Source organism: Enterobacter sp. R4-368 (assembly GCF_000410515.1).
Taxonomy (GTDB): Bacteria; Pseudomonadota; Gammaproteobacteria; order Enterobacterales; family Enterobacteriaceae; genus Kosakonia.
In genome coordinates, this window is the sequence record NC_021500.1 from 923303 (window position 1) to 937496 (window position 14194).

Here is a 14194-nt window from a genome sequence, read left to right on the forward strand (position 1 = left end):
TGAATGAGTGGGATGTGATATTATAACATTCGACAACTTGTGCAACCCCATAAATGCTATGACGAATCTTGTAACGCTCGAAAAAATCACCGTCTCATTCGGCCAACGTCGCGTCCTGTCTGATATTTCGCTGAATTTACGCGCTGGTAAAATTTTAACCCTGCTGGGCCCTAATGGCGCGGGCAAATCAACGCTGGTGCGCGTTGTGCTTGGGCTGGTAGCACCCGATTCCGGGTTAATCAAGCGTGACAAAACGCTGCGCATCGGATACGTGCCGCAGAAATTACACCTTGACGCGACTCTGCCGCTCACCGTTGGCCGCTTTATGCGCCTGCGTCCTGGCACCAGTAAAGACGATATTGTTCCGGCACTGAAACGTGTTCAGGCCGCACACCTGGTCGATGCGCCAATGCAAAAACTTTCTGGTGGCGAAACCCAGCGTGTATTGCTCGCGCGAGCGCTGCTTAATCGCCCCCAATTACTGGTTCTTGATGAGCCAACCCAGGGCGTTGATGTGAATGGCCAGGTAGCGCTGTACAACCTGATCGACCAGTTGCGTAAAGAGCTGGACTGCGCTGTATTGATGGTTTCTCACGATCTGCATCTGGTTATGGCAAAAACCGATGAAGTGCTCTGCCTGAATCACCATATTTGCTGTTCTGGCACGCCAGAAGTGGTTTCGATGCACCCGGAATTTATCTCCATGTTCGGCCAGCGTGGCGCGGAACAGCTGGGAATTTATCGCCACAATCACAACCACCGCCACGATTTACAGGGCCGCATTGTGCTGCGCCAGGGTAATGGACACTCATGATTGAATTATTACTACCCGGCTGGCTTGCCGGGGTTATGCTCGCCTGCGCGGCAGGTCCGTTGGGCTCATTTGTTGTCTGGCGCAGAATGTCCTATTTCGGCGATACGCTCGCGCATGCTTCTCTTTTGGGTGTCGCTTTCGGTTTGTTACTGGACGTCAATCCCTTTTATGCGGTGATCGCGGTTACGCTGCTGCTGGCCGCCGGGCTGGTATGGCTGGAAAAACGGCCTCATCTGGCCATTGATACCCTGCTGGGGATCATGGCGCACAGCGCATTGTCGCTGGGTCTGGTTGTTGTCAGCCTGATGTCAAATATCCGTGTCGATTTAATGGCCTATCTGTTCGGGGATTTGCTGGCAGTGACACCAGGCGACCTGGTGGCGATCGCTCTGGGCGTTGTCGTGGTGCTGGGGATTTTGTTCTGGCAATGGCGCAATCTGCTGTCGATGACCATCAGCCCCGAGCTGGCCTTTGTCGATGGCGTGAAGCTGCAGCGTGTGAAGCTGTTACTGATGCTGGTCACTGCATTAACGATTGGCGTTGCCATGAAATTCGTCGGCGCACTGATCATTACCTCCCTGTTGATTATCCCTGCCGCGACATCGCGACGCTTCGCACGTACGCCGGAGCAAATGGCGGGCATCGCGGTCGGGATCGGGATGATTGCCGTCACCGGCGGGCTGACATTTTCAGCCTTTTATGACACGCCCGCGGGCCCATCCGTGGTGTTGTGCGCGGCGCTGCTGTTTATCTTCAGCATGATGAAGAAACCCGCCAGCTAAAGCGAAAGGCCGGAAGCAAATGCTCTCCGGCCTTTAATGTTATGGCATTTGCGGTGGCGTAATGCCGAAGTGGTTCCACGCTCTGACTGTTGCCATCCGACCACGCGGCGTACGCTGCAAAAAACCCTGCTGGATAAGATATGGCTCCAGCACATCCTCAATCGTTTCGCGCTCTTCGCCAATGGCTGCCGCCAGGTTGTCCAGCCCGACCGGGCCACCGAAGAACTTATCGATAACGGCTAACAGCAGCTTACGATCCATATAGTCGAAGCCTTCGGCATCGACATTCAGCATGTCGAGCGCCTGGGCCGCGATATCAGCGGTAATATCGCCATCGTGTTTCACTTCGGCGAAATCGCGCACACGCCGCAGCAGACGATTCGCAATACGTGGCGTACCGCGTGAGCGGCGCGCCACTTCCAGCGCACCCTCGTCGCTCATCGCCAGCCCCATAAAGCGCGCGCTGCGCCCGACAATGTGCTGTAAATCCGCAACCTGATAGAACTCCAGACGCTGCACGATACCGAAACGATCGCGCAACGGCGACGTAAGCGAACCCGCACGCGTCGTCGCGCCGATCAAGGTAAACGGCGGTAAATCGATTTTTATCGAGCGCGCCGCTGGCCCTTCACCGATCATGATATCCAGCTGGTAATCTTCCATCGCCGGATAAAGCACCTCTTCAACAACCGGCGAGAGGCGGTGTATTTCATCGATAAACAGCACATCATGCGGCTCGAGGTTAGTGAGCATCGCGGCAAGATCGCCCGCTTTTTCCAGCACTGGCCCTGAGGTCGTGCGCAGATTGACACCCATCTCGTTTGCCACGATATTCGCCAGCGTCGTTTTACCTAAGCCCGGTGGGCCGAAGATAAGCAGATGGTCCAGCGCGTCACCGCGCAGCTTTGCCGCCTGGATAAAGATCTCCATTTGCGAGCGCACCTGCGGCTGACCGATATACTCGTCGAGCATTTTCGGACGAATAGCGCGGTCTGCAACTTCCTCTATATTGGTGCTGGCGGGCGTTACCAGACGGTCTGCTTCAATCATCCTCTACCTCACAACGCCGCGCGCAGTGCTTCGCGGATCAGGGTTTCACTGTTGGCGTCCGGACGCGCAATCTTGCTTACCATCCGGCTGGCTTCCTGAGGTTTATAGCCCAACGCCACCAGCGCAGCAACGGCTTCTTGTTCCGCATCATCCGTCGCCGGGCTCGCCGGAGAGGCCAGCACCAAATCTGCCGCTGGGGTGAAGAGATCGCCATGCAGACCTTTAAAGCGATCTTTCATCTCGACAATCAAACGCTCGGCGGTTTTCTTCCCTATTCCCGGCAATTTGACCAACGCCGCAGGATCTTCGCGTTCTACGGCGTTAACAAACTGCTGCGCCGACATACCGGACAAAATCGCCAGCGCCAGCTTCGGCCCAACGCCATTGGTTTTGATGAGCTCACGAAACAGCGTCCGTTCCTGCTTGTTATTAAAGCCGTACAAGAGCTGAGCGTCTTCGCGAACCACAAACTGTGTAAAAACAACCGCCTCTTTTCCGGCGTCCGGGAGCTCATAAAAGCAGGTCATCGGCATATGGACTTCATATCCCACGCCCCCCACTTCCAGCAGAACCAACGGGGGTTGTTTTTCTACAATAATGCCTCTGAGTCTGCCTATCACGTGACGCTCCTGCGTTAACGGCTGAAAGTGTAATGCCGTATGATAAAAAAAGGCTGGATAGATATCCAGCCGAATATACAGGAAAACGCGAGCGCGGTTCAGGAATTCGCGTAATAGGCCGCATCCGCAAGATCGGTGAGCAAATCGCGTTGCTCAGGGTGCCAGCCTAAGACCTCGCGGGTTCGCTCGCTGGACGCTGACATATCCGCTGCGGCAAAGGTGGCAAACCAGCCAAAATGGTCAGCACCGCGTGATTCAGCGGGCAGGCCCAGCATGTTGCCGATGGCGATAGCAATCTCCCGCATCGCGATCCCTTGCTCCGCTACCGCATGGTATACCGTTTCCGTGACGCCACTTTCCAGCGCCAACCGGTAGAGCTTCGCCGCATCAAGGCGATGCACCGCCGCCCAGCGATTATTGCCCTCGCCCGGCCAGGCGGATACACCAGTTTTCTTCGCCAGCGCGATCAAAATCGGGATAAAACCGTGATCGCCTACACCATGAACAGTTGGAGCCAGACGCACACTGGCAGCCCGGACACCTTTTTCGACCAGAGCCTGTGCCGCCTGTTCGGAACGGCGTAGATAGTCCGGCGCGCTGACAGGATGATCCTTTTCTGTTGCTGGCCGTCCCTGAACCAACCTTGCCAGCCCCGAGGTCACCAGCAACGGACGGTCACTACCGATCAGCGCCTCCCCCATCACTTCAATGGCGCGACGGTCCTGTTCGCTATTTTCCGCAAAGCGGGAAAAGTCGTGATTAAAGGCGGTATGGATCACCGCATCCGCACGCGAGGCCGCGTCAAACAAGAGGGAATGATCATCCAGCGTTCCGGAAACAACCTGCCCTCCCGCAGCCAGCAACGCCTGTGCTTTATCCGCGTTTCTTGCCAGGCCGCTCACCTGATGCCCGGCAGCAATCAGCTCTGCCGCCACTTTTGCGCCGACCCAACCGGTCGCGCCCGTTAGAAAAACATGCATGTGTGTGTCTCCTGATGTTGACTCGCGCCGTTATCCTTATAAATATCCTCTGTAGTGAAAAGTAGTGACGTTATCGGGGTATAAGGACTAACAGGATGCAAAGCGTTACTCAGCCTAAAGATCTGGGCAGTTACCTGAAGTCGCGCCGGGCGCAGCTTGACCCTGTGGCGCTGGGTTTTCATACCGCACGGCGGCGTACGCCGGGGCTACGCCGTGAAGAGGTGGCGCATCTGGCCTGTATTAGTGCTACCTGGTACACCTGGCTTGAGCAAGGTCGCGGGGGAACGCCTTCGGCGGAAGTGCTGGAGCGCATTTGTCAGGCGCTGCGCCTTTCTCAGCGCGAACGCGAACACGTTTTTCATCTGGCATTAGGCCGTGCTCCGGGCATGCATTACCCGGCCAGAGGAACCGTGACAGAAAGGCTGCAAAAGGTGCTGGACTGTATGCACCTGAGCCCGGCGATGATCCGCAATGCAACCTGGGATGTGCTCGCCTGGAACAAAGCCGCCACGGTGGTGTTATCCGATTACGCCAGCCAGCCTGCACATGAACGTAACATTCTGCGGCGTATTTTCCTTAATCCCCAGGCACGCGCCGCGCAGGTGGACTGGCACTCGCTCGCCCGCTTTCTGGTGGCCGCTTTTCGTGCTGATGCAACCCGCGCGGGTGCGTCGGTTGAAATTCGTCCGCTGGTGGAAGAACTCAGTGCAGCTTCTGCTGAGTTCGCCGAGCTCTGGCAGAATAACGATATTGCGGTCATGGAAGAAGGCACCAAAATCCTGCTGCATGGTGCGGTCGGTCGGTTATCGCTGGAGTATTCGAGTTTTTCGGTGGAAGGGCAACCGGACTTAACAATGGTGGTCTATAACCCGTCGACCGACGAGGACGCACGCAAGATAAATTCGCTGTTATAAAAAAAGCGCCGGTAAACCGGCGCTTTTTAGCGTAATCGTCCGCGAGCCAGATTGAGCCTTGTGCTGCTAACCTGCAACGCATTCTGGCTGACATGGCAATGCGTGATGGCGATAGCCAGCGCATCTGCCGCATCCGCCTGCGGGTTAGCGGGCAGTTTCAGCAGCGTGCGCACCATATGCTGCACCTGGCTTTTTTCCGCGCTGCCAATCCCCACCACCGTCTGCTTTACCTGCCGTGCGGCATATTCAAACACTGGCAAGTCCTGATTGACGGCGGCGACAATCGCCACACCGCGCGCCTGCCCCAGCTTGAGTGCCGAATCGGCGTTTTTCGCCATAAACACTTGCTCGATAGCGAAAAAATCCGGTTGGAACTGGGTAATGATCTCCGTCACGCCCGCATAAATCAGCTTCAGACGCGACGGTAAATCATCCACTTTGGTACGGATACAACCGCTGCCGAGATAGGTCAGTTGTCGTCCCGTCTGGCGGATCACGCCGTAACCGGTGACGCGCGAACCCGGATCGATACCGAGAATGATCGCCATTATGCGTCTCCGGTGACAGGCGAGTTAATCAGCGACATTAGAGTGTCGCCGCAACCTCATCAGAGATCTCACCGTTGTGGTAAACCTCCTGCACGTCGTCGCAATCTTCCAGCATATCGATCAGACGCAGCAGTTTCGGCGCGGTTTCCGCGTCCATGTCGGCTTTGGTCGACGGAATCATGGAGACTTCAGCGTTGTCCGCTTTCAGACCCGCGGCTTCCAGTGCGTCACGCACGGCGCCCATCTCTTCCCACGCGGTATAAACGTCAATTGCGCCATCATCAAACGTCACTACGTCTTCAGCACCGGCTTCCAGCGCCGCTTCCATAATGGTGTCTTCGTCGCCTGCGTCGAAGGAGATAACCCCTTTTTTGCTGAACAGATAGGCGACAGAACCGTCAGTACCGAGGTTGCCACCGCATTTGCTGAAAGCATGACGCACTTCCGCCACGGTACGGTTGCGGTTGTCACTCAGACACTCCACCATCACCGCCGTGCCGCCAGGACCATAACCTTCATAAATGATGGTTTCCATGTTCGTGTCATCATCACCACCCACACCACGCGCGATAGCACGGTTTAAGGTGTCGCGGGTCATGTTGTTAGACAGCGCTTTATCAACCGCCGCACGCAGGCGCGGGTTAGAACCGATATCACCGCCGCCCAGACGCGCAGCCGTTACCAGTTCACGGATGATTTTGGTAAAGATCTTACCGCGTTTAGCATCCTGTGCCGCTTTGCGGTGTTTGGTGTTGGCCCATTTACTATGACCTGCCATAAAAAACTCTCCAATAAAGCCTTTTCCCGGCGGCTTTCAGTCCTCTGGCGCGTTGGCTGCCCCCGTTCGCACCCGTTGCTTACCACAGTAAACACCTGGCGACGCCGGGGATTGCCACCTTCCTGAGAACTGAAATTCCAGGGGAAATTAGTCGGCGTTAATAACAAATTCTTCAATCGCCTGCCGGTTGCTCCACGACTTGGTTAATGCCGCCGCTGCCGGGGCATCAAGCCAGCGGTACGCCAGATGTTCACTAAAAACGATCTGGCGTTCATGGGGCAGCGCAAGACAAAACCAGGATTCGGTATTGTGCGTAACGCCCGGCGCATAGCGATGACGTAAATGACTAAATATTTCAAATTCCACCGTGCGCTGACAGTCAACTAAGGTCAGTTGCTCGCAAGCAATATCGATGTCGACCTCTTCCTTTACTTCACGCATGGCGGCTTGCGACGCTACCTCCCCTGCTTCAAGACTGCCGGTAACCGACTGCCAGAAATCAGGATCGTCGCGTCGCTGCAACATCAGCACCCGTTTCGTGTCCTCGGCGTAAATCACCACCAGCACAGAAACAGGGTGCTTAAAGGCCATCTTATTTATTCTCCGGCGTCTCTTTTTTGACGACGGAAATACCCAGCTCAGCCAGCGATGCCGGGTTGGCGAAACTTGGCGCTTCGGTCAGCAGACAGGCCGCCGCCGTGGTTTTCGGGAACGCAATCACATCACGGATGTTATCGGTGCCGGTCAGTAACATGGTCAGACGATCCAGACCAAACGCCAGACCCGCGTGCGGCGGCGTACCATACTTCAGCGCATCCAGCAGGAAGCCGAACTTCTCACGCTGTTCCTGCTCATTGATGCCCAGAATGCCGAATACAGTCTGCTGCATTTCGCCGTTATGGATACGTACAGAACCGCCGCCCACTTCATAACCGTTGATAACCATATCGTAAGCATTCGCTACGGCCTCTTCCGGTGCCGCTTTCAGCTCAGCGGCAGTCATATCTTTCGGCGAGGTGAACGGGTGATGCATCGCGGTCAGACCGCCTTCGCCGTCATCTTCAAACATCGGGAAGTCGATCACCCACAGCGGCGCCCATTTGGCTTCGTCGGTCAGATTCAGGTCTTTACCCAGCTTCAGACGCAGCGCGCCCAGCGCATCAGCCACCACTTTTTTGTGGTCCGCGCCGAAGAAAATCATGTCGCCATCTTGTGCGCCAGTGCGCTCAAGGATCGCGCTAACGATTTCAGCGTTCAGGAACTTCGCGACCGGGCTGGTGATCCCCTCCAGTCCTTTTGCCGCTTCGTTGACCTTAATGTAAGCAAGGCCTTTCGCCCCGTAGATTTCGATAAACTTGCCGTAGTCGTCAATCTGTTTACGGCTAAGTTGTGCGCCACCTGGCACACGCAGCGCGGCAACGCGGCCTTTCGGATCGTTTGCCGGGCCGGAGAAGACTTTAAACTCGACCGCTTTCAGCAAGTCGGCCACGTCCACCAGCTCCATCGGGTTACGCAAATCGGGTTTATCGGAACCGTAACGACGCTCGGCTTCAGCGAAGGTCATAATCGGGAACTCGCCCAGATCCACACCACGAATTTCCTGCCACAGCTCGCGAACCAGCGCTTCCATCACTTCACGCACCTGCGGCGCGGTCATAAAGGAGGTTTCCACATCGATCTGGGTGAATTCCGGCTGGCGGTCAGCACGCAGGTCTTCATCACGGAAACATTTGACGATCTGATAGTAACGGTCGAAGCCGGACATCATCAGCAGTTGTTTAAACAGCTGTGGGGATTGCGGCAGCGCGTAGAATTTGCCTTTATGCACGCGCGACGGCACGAGATAGTCACGCGCGCCTTCCGGCGTCGCTTTGGTCAGCATCGGGGTTTCAATATCGAGGAAACCGTGGTCATCCATAAAGCGACGCACGAAGCTGGTGATCCGGGCGCGGGTTTTCAGGCGCTGAGCCATTTCCGGGCGGCGCAGATCGAGGTAGCGGTATTTCAGACGCGCTTCTTCGGTATTAACGTGGTTGGAGTCCAGCGGCAGCACGTCAGAACGGTTGATAATATTCAGCCCGGTGGCGAACACTTCCACTTCACCGGTTGCCATATCTTTGTTGACGTTTTTGCCGTCGCGCGCACGCACGGTACCGGTAACCTGAATGCAGAACTCATTACGCAGTTCAGAGGCGAGCTGGAACGCATCCTCACGGTCCGGGTCGAAAAACACCTGCACGATGCCTTCGCGATCGCGCATATCAATAAAGATAAGGCTACCGAGGTCACGACGACGATTGACCCACCCACAAAGCGTTACTTGCTGTCCCACATGGGACTGATTGAGCTGCCCGCAATATACTGTACGCATGAGATATCCCTTAATTAGCTGCGCGCGACCCGCCGCCTGCGGGGCAGGCACTCTGGTGGCAGCTATTTTCGTATGTCACAACTGGATGAAAAAAGGGGGCTATTATACTGGAAATTCTGACTGACGATAAGCCCGCGACCGACTGTACGCGCGTTTGCTGCGCGCTTATTGCGCATTCTCACAAAATTTAACAAAATTTGTAAACCGTCCGCACCTGCATAACGCGTAAGGTATCCGCCGACGTCATTCATTTTTCAGGAGTTATTATGCTGGAACTCAATGCTGAGAAAACCGCACTGGTGGTGATCGATTTACAGGAGGGTATTTTACCTTTCGCCGGTGGCCCGCACACAGCGCAGGACGTGGTTCAACGTGCCGCAACGCTCGCGGAAAAATTCCGTGCCAACGGTTCGCCGGTCGTATTAGTGCGCGTTGGCTGGTCAGCGGATTTTGCCGAAGCGCTGAAACAGCCGGTTGACGCGCCAACAGGTGGTCATACACTACCGGAAAACTGGTGGGTTTACCCGCAGGCCTTGGGTAAAAAAGAGAGCGATATTGAAGTGACCAAACGCCAGTGGGGCGCGTTTTACGGCACCGATCTTGAGCTGCAACTGCGCCGCCGTGGCATCGACACCATTGTGCTGTGCGGCATTTCCACCAATATTGGCGTGGAATCCACCGCGCGCAACGCGTGGGAATTAGGTTTTTCGCTGGTGATTGCAGAAGATGCTTGCAGCGCAGGCAGCAACGAGCAACATCAGGGCAGCCTGAAGTATATCTTCCCGCGCATTAGCCGTGTTCGCAGCACGGACGAGATCCTCAGCGCGTTATGATGTATGTCGGCCTGCCGCAATGGTCGCACCCCAAATGGGTGCGCCTTGGCATCACCAGCCTCGAAGAGTACGCCCGTCACTTTAACTGCGTCGAAGGCAACACCACGCTTTACGCACTGCCAAAAGCTGAGATCGTGGGGCGCTGGCGCGAACAAACCACCGATGATTTCCGCTTTTGCTTTAAATTCCCCGCCACCATTTCGCACCAGGCGGCGCTGCGTAACTGCCGCGATCTGACAGACGAGTTTTTTCAACGAATGTCGCCGCTTGCCAACCGGATAGGCCAGTACTGGTTACAGCTTCCGGCATCCTTTGGCCCACGCGATATCCCCGCGTTGTGGGCATTTCTGGACGCGCTGCCGGCTGATTTCACCTATGGCGTTGAAGTGCGTCATCCAGGCTTTTTCGCCAAAGGCGAAGAGGAAAAAGCGCTCAATCAGGGCTTACATGCGCGCGGGGTGAATCGCGTGATCCTTGATAGCCGACCGGTGCACAGCGCTATTCCGCACAGTGAAGCGATCATTGAAGCGCAGCGCAAAAAGCCGAAAGTCCCGGTGCATGCGCTGATAACCGCCAGCCATCCGATGGTGCGTTTTATCGGCAGCGATAATATGGAGCAAAATCGCCAGCTGTTTGCCGTATGGCTGCAAAAACTCCCGTTGTGGGAACAGACCACCACCCCCTATTTGTTTTTGCATACGCCCGATATCGCACAAGCGCCGGAACTGGTGGAAACCCTGTGGCAGCAGTTGCAGGCCGCCGTCCCGAGCGTTGGCGACGCCCCTTCTCTTCCGCTGCAATCTTCTCTTTTCTGAACGAACCACCTATCATTGTTTAGCGGTCACCAGAGCCTTAAAGGGAGTTAGTATGGTTAGCGCGCTTTACGCCGTGCTGGGTGCATTGTTACTCATAAAATTTTCTTTTGACGTTATTCGCCTGCGCACGCAATACCGTGTTAGCTATGGCGACGGCGGGTTTAGCGAGCTGCAAAGTGCGATACGCATTCATGGCAATGCGGTGGAATACATTCCCGTCGCCCTGATCCTGCTTCTTTTTATGGAGATGGACGGCGCGCAAACCTGGTTAGTGCATGTTTGTGGGCTGCTGCTGATCGCCGGTCGCCTGATGCATTATTACGGCTTTCACCACCGCCTGATCCGCTGGCGTCGTTCCGGCATGGGCGCAACCTTTTGCTCGCTGCTGTTGATGGTGCTGGCAAATCTGTGGTACATGCCCTGGGAGTTGGTTTTCTCCCTGCATTAGCGCACAATACGCCCCTTTGTTTTCCCGGATATTTACACTATGTCTCACCGCGACACGCTTTTTTCTGCGCCTATCGCCAGCCTGGGCGACTGGACTTTTGACGAACGGGTAGCCGAAGTCTTCCCGGACATGATCCAGCGTTCCGTACCGGGTTACTCCAATATTATCTCGATGATCGGCATGCTGGCGGAGCGCTTTGTCCAGCCTGCCACGCAGGTTTACGATCTCGGCAGCTCACTGGGCGCGGCAACGCTCTCAGTGCGTCGCAACATTCACCATGCTGATTGCAAAATTATCGCCGTCGACAATTCACCCGCCATGGTGGAGCGCTGCCGTCGTCATATCGATGCCTATAAAGCGCCTACGCCCGTTGAAGTGATAGAAGGCGATATTCGCGATGTTCAGATTGAAAACGCCTCGATGGTGGTACTCAACTTCACCTTGCAATTTCTGCAGCCGGACGACCGCCTGAAACTGCTGCAGAAAGTTTACCAGGGGCTAAACCCTGGCGGCGCGTTAGTGTTATCGGAAAAATTCAGTTTTGAAGACCACACCGTCGGCGAACTGTTGTTCAATATGCACCACGATTTTAAACGTGCTAACGGCTACAGCGAACTGGAGATCAGCCAGAAGCGCAGCATGCTGGAGAATGTCATGCTGACGGATTCTGTTGAAGCGCATAAAACCCGCCTGCGCACTGCCGGGTTTGAGCACAGCGAACTGTGGTTCCAGTGTTTTAATTTTGGTTCGCTGGTGGCTCTGAAGGCGGTTGCAGCATGATTGAGTTCGGCCGTTTTTATCAGCAAATAGCCACCGGTACGCTCGCGCACTGGCTGGAAACGTTACCCGCCCAGATCGCCGCCTGGCAGCGTGAAGCATTGCACGGGCAGTTTAAGCAGTGGAACAACGCGGTAGAATTTCTGCCGACCATCACCCCCGCAAAGCTGGATCTGCTGCACAGCGTCAGCGCGCAAAGCGCCGAACCGCTCAGCGCCGGGCAGCTTAAAGGTATGGAAACGCTGCTGCGTAATCTGATGCCGTGGCGCAAAGGGCCATTTTCACTGTATGGCATTGATATCGACACCGAATGGCGTTCCGACTGGAAATGGGAGCGCGTCCTGCCGCACCTCTCTGACCTGAAAGGCCGCACCATTCTGGATGTCGGCTGCGGCAGCGGTTACCACCTGTGGCGCATGGTCGGCGCGGGTGCGCAGCTTGCCGTTGGTATCGATCCAACGCAGTTGTTTTTATGCCAGTTTGAAGCCGTGCGTAAGCTGTTGGGCGACGACCGCCGCGCGCATCTTTTGCCGCTTGGCATTGAGCAGCTTCCGGCGCTGAACGCTTTCGATACTGTGTTTTCCATGGGCGTGCTCTATCACCGCCGTTCACCGCTTGAACATCTGTGGCAGTTGAAAGATCAGTTAGTGAAAGATGGCGAGCTGGTACTGGAAACACTGGTGGTGGAAGGCGATGAAAATACCGTGCTGGTGCCCGGTGACCGCTATGCGCAAATGCGAAACGTCTATTTTATCCCTTCCGCGCTGGCGCTGAAAAACTGGCTGGAGAAGTGTGGTTTTGTTGATGTACGCATTGCGGATACCAGCGTTACCAGTACCGACGAGCAACGTCGTACGCCGTGGATGGTCACGGAATCACTGGCCGATTTTCTTAACCCGGCGGATAACAGTAAAACCGTTGAAGGCTACCCGGCCCCGGTTCGCGCGGTGTTGATTGCCCGCAAACCGTAAGATAAAAAAAGGCCCCTGTTAATGGCAGGGGCCTGGTACAAGCAAGCATCATATTGGGCGACATGATGCGCGGTAAAAACTGTTACGGGCGATGGTGCAAAATCATCTCTTTCATTAGCGCCACCGCATCGCCATCCACGCCGTAGCGGGCATATTCATCCGCACTGGCATCTGACGACATCGATAATCCTGGATTGCGATAGCGCATCGGCGATGCTGTCCAGCGGCCTGCCGAGCTATGCACCTCTTTAATACCCGCATGGAGAAAGGTTTCGAGGTTATCCGGACGCACACCTGCGCCGGCCATAATGATTGGAACACCAGACCTGGCATTTAGTTCCCTGATTAATGAAAGTCCTTTTGCTGCCGAGGGCTGCTGACCAGACGTGAGAATACGTGCGATGCCTAATTCGGCTAAGTTATCAAACACCTGAAGCGGATTAGCACACATATCGAACGCGCGATGAAAAGTTACCGCCATCCCCTGTGCGGCCTGCATAATTTCCCGCATGCGCACAATATCGACATCTCCCTCTTCCGTCAGCACACCGGTGACCAGGCCAGGAAAACCCAGATCACGGAGCATCGCAATATCGCTCAGCATGGAGGCAAACTCATCGGCCCGGTAGCAAAAATCCCCACCGCGCGGGCGCACGATCGGATGTACAGGAATGGTCACCGCCTGTCGAATCGCTTTTAACGCGCCAAAGGAAGGGGTTAAACCGCCCTCTTTCGGTGCGGCGCAAAATTCAATGCGATCGGCGCCACGTTGCTCAGCAATCACCGCGTCATCGACGCCATAACAACAGATTTCCAGTAAGGTCATTTCCTCTCCCCCGGTTCAGCATGGCTCGCTTTCGCAAGCGCTTTCACCCCTGCTCGCTCGCGACAATCTCTTCAATGGTCCACGGATGAAATTTCACGGTGACTTTGCCATCCGTCACCGCCAGCGTTGGATTGGGCAGCCGTTCGCGCTCGCCTTTTGGTGAACTGGTTTTCACCGAAATACCCGGCTGGCTTAAGCCCTCATCAGCCAGCAGCGCCAGCGCACGCGCGTTGAGCGTGGCGATATCGCCCGGCAGCACGATTTCTACATGCTCCCACCCTTCGTGCGGGTAGCGCTTTTCACCCGGCCACGGCAACTCAATCACCGTAAACTGCCAGTGGGCGACGCACACGGGTTCACGCAGTTTGAACAGGCAAATCGGCCGACCATTAATGATGTTTTCCGACAGCAGTTCGCCACAGTGTTCAAAACCACGCCGCCAGCGCTCCGCCGTGGTGTTCTGGTGGCAGCGCAACGAGATGTGATCGGCATTTAAGGGTGCGATATCCAGCCCCAGACGGGTAGCTAAATTTTGCAAATCTTGGGTAAATCGTGGCAAATCTTCCACGATATCCTGCAACTCTTCGACAGTTTGCCAGGTACGCATAACAGTGCTCGCAAGTCATAACAAAGCGCATAATCTACCGTGTTATGCAGTGCTGACGCC

At 55.6% G+C, this 14194-nt stretch carries 17 protein-coding genes; 8 read left to right on the forward strand and 9 right to left on the reverse strand.

Features of this window, described 5'->3' with window-relative positions:
* Positions 1 to 58 precede the first annotated feature (58 nt).
* Both znuC and znuB read left to right on the forward strand, forming a co-directional pair.
* Positions 59 to 814, forward strand: coding sequence for a zinc ABC transporter ATP-binding protein ZnuC (gene znuC, locus H650_RS04255; RefSeq protein ID WP_020454119.1), 756 nt, complete (start codon positions 59 to 61; stop codon positions 812 to 814).
* Positions 811 to 1596, forward strand: a complete 786-nt coding sequence (gene znuB / locus H650_RS04260) for a zinc ABC transporter permease subunit ZnuB (RefSeq protein ID WP_020454120.1) — start codon at positions 811 to 813, stop codon at positions 1594 to 1596. The genes znuC and znuB overlap by 4 nt, the downstream gene beginning before the upstream one ends.
* A 39-nt stretch (positions 1597 to 1635) precedes the next feature.
* Here the strand turns inward: znuB and ruvB are convergent, their stop codons facing one another.
* The 3 genes from ruvB to H650_RS04275 all read right to left on the reverse strand — a co-directional run bounded on the left by ruvB (position 1636) and on the right by H650_RS04275 (position 4246).
* Positions 1636 to 2646 (reverse strand): Holliday junction branch migration DNA helicase RuvB, encoded by a 1011-nt coding sequence (ruvB, locus tag H650_RS04265; protein ID WP_020454121.1) that lies wholly within the window; start codon positions 2644 to 2646, stop codon positions 1636 to 1638.
* Between the two features lie 8 nt (positions 2647 to 2654).
* A complete protein-coding gene (gene ruvA / locus H650_RS04270; protein ID WP_020454122.1) occupies positions 2655 to 3266 on the reverse strand; it encodes a Holliday junction branch migration protein RuvA in 612 nt (203 codons plus the stop codon).
* Positions 3267 to 3364: 98 nt separating this feature from the next.
* Positions 3365 to 4246: an SDR family oxidoreductase gene (locus H650_RS04275; RefSeq protein WP_020454123.1), complete on the reverse strand. Its 882-nt coding sequence runs from the start codon at positions 4244 to 4246 to the stop codon at positions 3365 to 3367.
* Between the two features lie 95 nt (positions 4247 to 4341).
* On the opposite strand from H650_RS04275, the gene H650_RS04280 reads away from it, so the two are divergent.
* Positions 4342 to 5160 carry a helix-turn-helix transcriptional regulator gene (locus tag H650_RS04280; protein WP_020454124.1) on the forward strand — a complete coding sequence of 273 codons (819 nt, stop codon included), beginning with the start codon at positions 4342 to 4344 and terminating at the stop codon, positions 5158 to 5160.
* Positions 5161 to 5186: 26 nt separating this feature from the next.
* Here H650_RS04280 and ruvC read toward each other — a convergent pair whose 3' ends face one another.
* From ruvC to aspS, 4 genes are all read right to left on the reverse strand, one after another.
* Positions 5187 to 5708: a crossover junction endodeoxyribonuclease RuvC gene (gene ruvC, locus H650_RS04285; RefSeq protein ID WP_020454125.1), complete on the reverse strand. Its 522-nt coding sequence runs from the start codon at positions 5706 to 5708 to the stop codon at positions 5187 to 5189.
* 37 nt (positions 5709 to 5745) lie between these two features.
* A complete protein-coding gene (locus tag H650_RS04290; protein WP_020454126.1) occupies positions 5746 to 6486 on the reverse strand; it encodes a YebC/PmpR family DNA-binding transcriptional regulator in 741 nt (246 codons plus the stop codon).
* Positions 6487 to 6633: 147 nt separating this feature from the next.
* The gene (nudB, locus tag H650_RS04295; RefSeq protein WP_020454127.1) at positions 6634 to 7077 is read right to left on the reverse strand and encodes a dihydroneopterin triphosphate diphosphatase; all 444 of its coding nucleotides are present in this window, start codon (positions 7075 to 7077) and stop codon (positions 6634 to 6636) included.
* 1 nt (position 7078) lies between these two features.
* The gene (gene aspS / locus H650_RS04300; protein WP_020454128.1) at positions 7079 to 8857 is read right to left on the reverse strand and encodes an aspartate--tRNA ligase; all 1779 of its coding nucleotides are present in this window, start codon (positions 8855 to 8857) and stop codon (positions 7079 to 7081) included.
* A gap of 266 nt (positions 8858 to 9123) precedes the next feature.
* On the opposite strand from aspS, the gene H650_RS04305 reads away from it, so the two are divergent.
* From H650_RS04305 to cmoB, 5 genes are read left to right on the forward strand one after another with little or no spacing between them, the layout of a single operon-like run.
* Positions 9124 to 9690 carry a hydrolase gene (locus H650_RS04305; RefSeq protein ID WP_020454129.1) on the forward strand — a complete coding sequence of 189 codons (567 nt, stop codon included), beginning with the start codon at positions 9124 to 9126 and terminating at the stop codon, positions 9688 to 9690.
* A complete protein-coding gene (locus tag H650_RS04310) occupies positions 9687 to 10505 on the forward strand; it encodes a DUF72 domain-containing protein (protein ID WP_044489395.1) in 819 nt (272 codons plus the stop codon). Before H650_RS04305 ends, H650_RS04310 begins: the two co-directional genes overlap by 4 nt.
* A gap of 52 nt (positions 10506 to 10557) precedes the next feature.
* Positions 10558 to 10953: an MAPEG family protein gene (locus H650_RS04315; RefSeq protein WP_017456923.1), complete on the forward strand. Its 396-nt coding sequence runs from the start codon at positions 10558 to 10560 to the stop codon at positions 10951 to 10953.
* 39 nt (positions 10954 to 10992) lie between these two features.
* Positions 10993 to 11733 (forward strand): carboxy-S-adenosyl-L-methionine synthase CmoA, encoded by a 741-nt coding sequence (gene cmoA, locus H650_RS04320; RefSeq protein WP_020454131.1) that lies wholly within the window; start codon positions 10993 to 10995, stop codon positions 11731 to 11733.
* A complete protein-coding gene (cmoB, locus tag H650_RS04325; RefSeq protein ID WP_020454132.1) occupies positions 11730 to 12701 on the forward strand; it encodes a tRNA 5-methoxyuridine(34)/uridine 5-oxyacetic acid(34) synthase CmoB in 972 nt (323 codons plus the stop codon). The genes cmoA and cmoB overlap by 4 nt, the downstream gene beginning before the upstream one ends.
* An 82-nt stretch (positions 12702 to 12783) precedes the next feature.
* On the opposite strand, the gene cutC is transcribed toward cmoB, so the two are convergent.
* Both cutC and H650_RS04335 read right to left on the reverse strand, forming a co-directional pair.
* Positions 12784 to 13527, reverse strand: a complete 744-nt coding sequence (gene cutC, locus H650_RS04330; RefSeq protein ID WP_020454133.1) for a copper homeostasis protein CutC — start codon at positions 13525 to 13527, stop codon at positions 12784 to 12786.
* 43 nt (positions 13528 to 13570) lie between these two features.
* Complete coding sequence (locus H650_RS04335) at positions 13571 to 14134, reverse strand: VOC family protein (protein ID WP_020454134.1); 564 nt, start codon at positions 14132 to 14134, stop codon at positions 13571 to 13573.
* Positions 14135 to 14194 lie beyond the last annotated feature (60 nt).

What these genes read in the sequence shown, in the direction of transcription:
- znuC (WP_020454119.1), top strand. Translation starts at nt 59, where the DNA reads ATGACGAATCTTGTAACGCTCGAAAAAATCACCGTCTCATTCGGCCAA.
- znuB (WP_020454120.1), top strand. Translation starts at nt 811, where the DNA reads ATGATTGAATTATTACTACCCGGCTGGCTTGCCGGGGTTATGCTCGCC.
- ruvB (WP_020454121.1), bottom strand. Translation starts at nt 2,646, where the DNA reads ATGATTGAAGCAGACCGTCTGGTAACGCCCGCCAGCACCAATATAGAG.
- H650_RS04275 (WP_020454123.1), bottom strand. Translation starts at nt 4,246, where the DNA reads ATGCATGTTTTTCTAACGGGCGCGACCGGTTGGGTCGGCGCAAAAGTG.
- H650_RS04280 (WP_020454124.1), top strand. Translation starts at nt 4,342, where the DNA reads ATGCAAAGCGTTACTCAGCCTAAAGATCTGGGCAGTTACCTGAAGTCG.
- ruvC (WP_020454125.1), bottom strand. Translation starts at nt 5,708, where the DNA reads ATGGCGATCATTCTCGGTATCGATCCGGGTTCGCGCGTCACCGGTTAC.
- H650_RS04290 (WP_020454126.1), bottom strand. Translation starts at nt 6,486, where the DNA reads ATGGCAGGTCATAGTAAATGGGCCAACACCAAACACCGCAAAGCGGCA.
- nudB (WP_020454127.1), bottom strand. Translation starts at nt 7,077, where the DNA reads ATGGCCTTTAAGCACCCTGTTTCTGTGCTGGTGGTGATTTACGCCGAG.
- aspS (WP_020454128.1), bottom strand. Translation starts at nt 8,857, where the DNA reads ATGCGTACAGTATATTGCGGGCAGCTCAATCAGTCCCATGTGGGACAG.
- H650_RS04305 (WP_020454129.1), top strand. Translation starts at nt 9,124, where the DNA reads ATGCTGGAACTCAATGCTGAGAAAACCGCACTGGTGGTGATCGATTTA.
- H650_RS04310 (WP_044489395.1), top strand. Translation starts at nt 9,687, where the DNA reads ATGATGTATGTCGGCCTGCCGCAATGGTCGCACCCCAAATGGGTGCGC.
- H650_RS04315 (WP_017456923.1), top strand. Translation starts at nt 10,558, where the DNA reads ATGGTTAGCGCGCTTTACGCCGTGCTGGGTGCATTGTTACTCATAAAA.
- cmoA (WP_020454131.1), top strand. Translation starts at nt 10,993, where the DNA reads ATGTCTCACCGCGACACGCTTTTTTCTGCGCCTATCGCCAGCCTGGGC.
- cmoB (WP_020454132.1), top strand. Translation starts at nt 11,730, where the DNA reads ATGATTGAGTTCGGCCGTTTTTATCAGCAAATAGCCACCGGTACGCTC.
- cutC (WP_020454133.1), bottom strand. Translation starts at nt 13,527, where the DNA reads ATGACCTTACTGGAAATCTGTTGTTATGGCGTCGATGACGCGGTGATT.
- H650_RS04335 (WP_020454134.1), bottom strand. Translation starts at nt 14,134, where the DNA reads ATGCGTACCTGGCAAACTGTCGAAGAGTTGCAGGATATCGTGGAAGAT.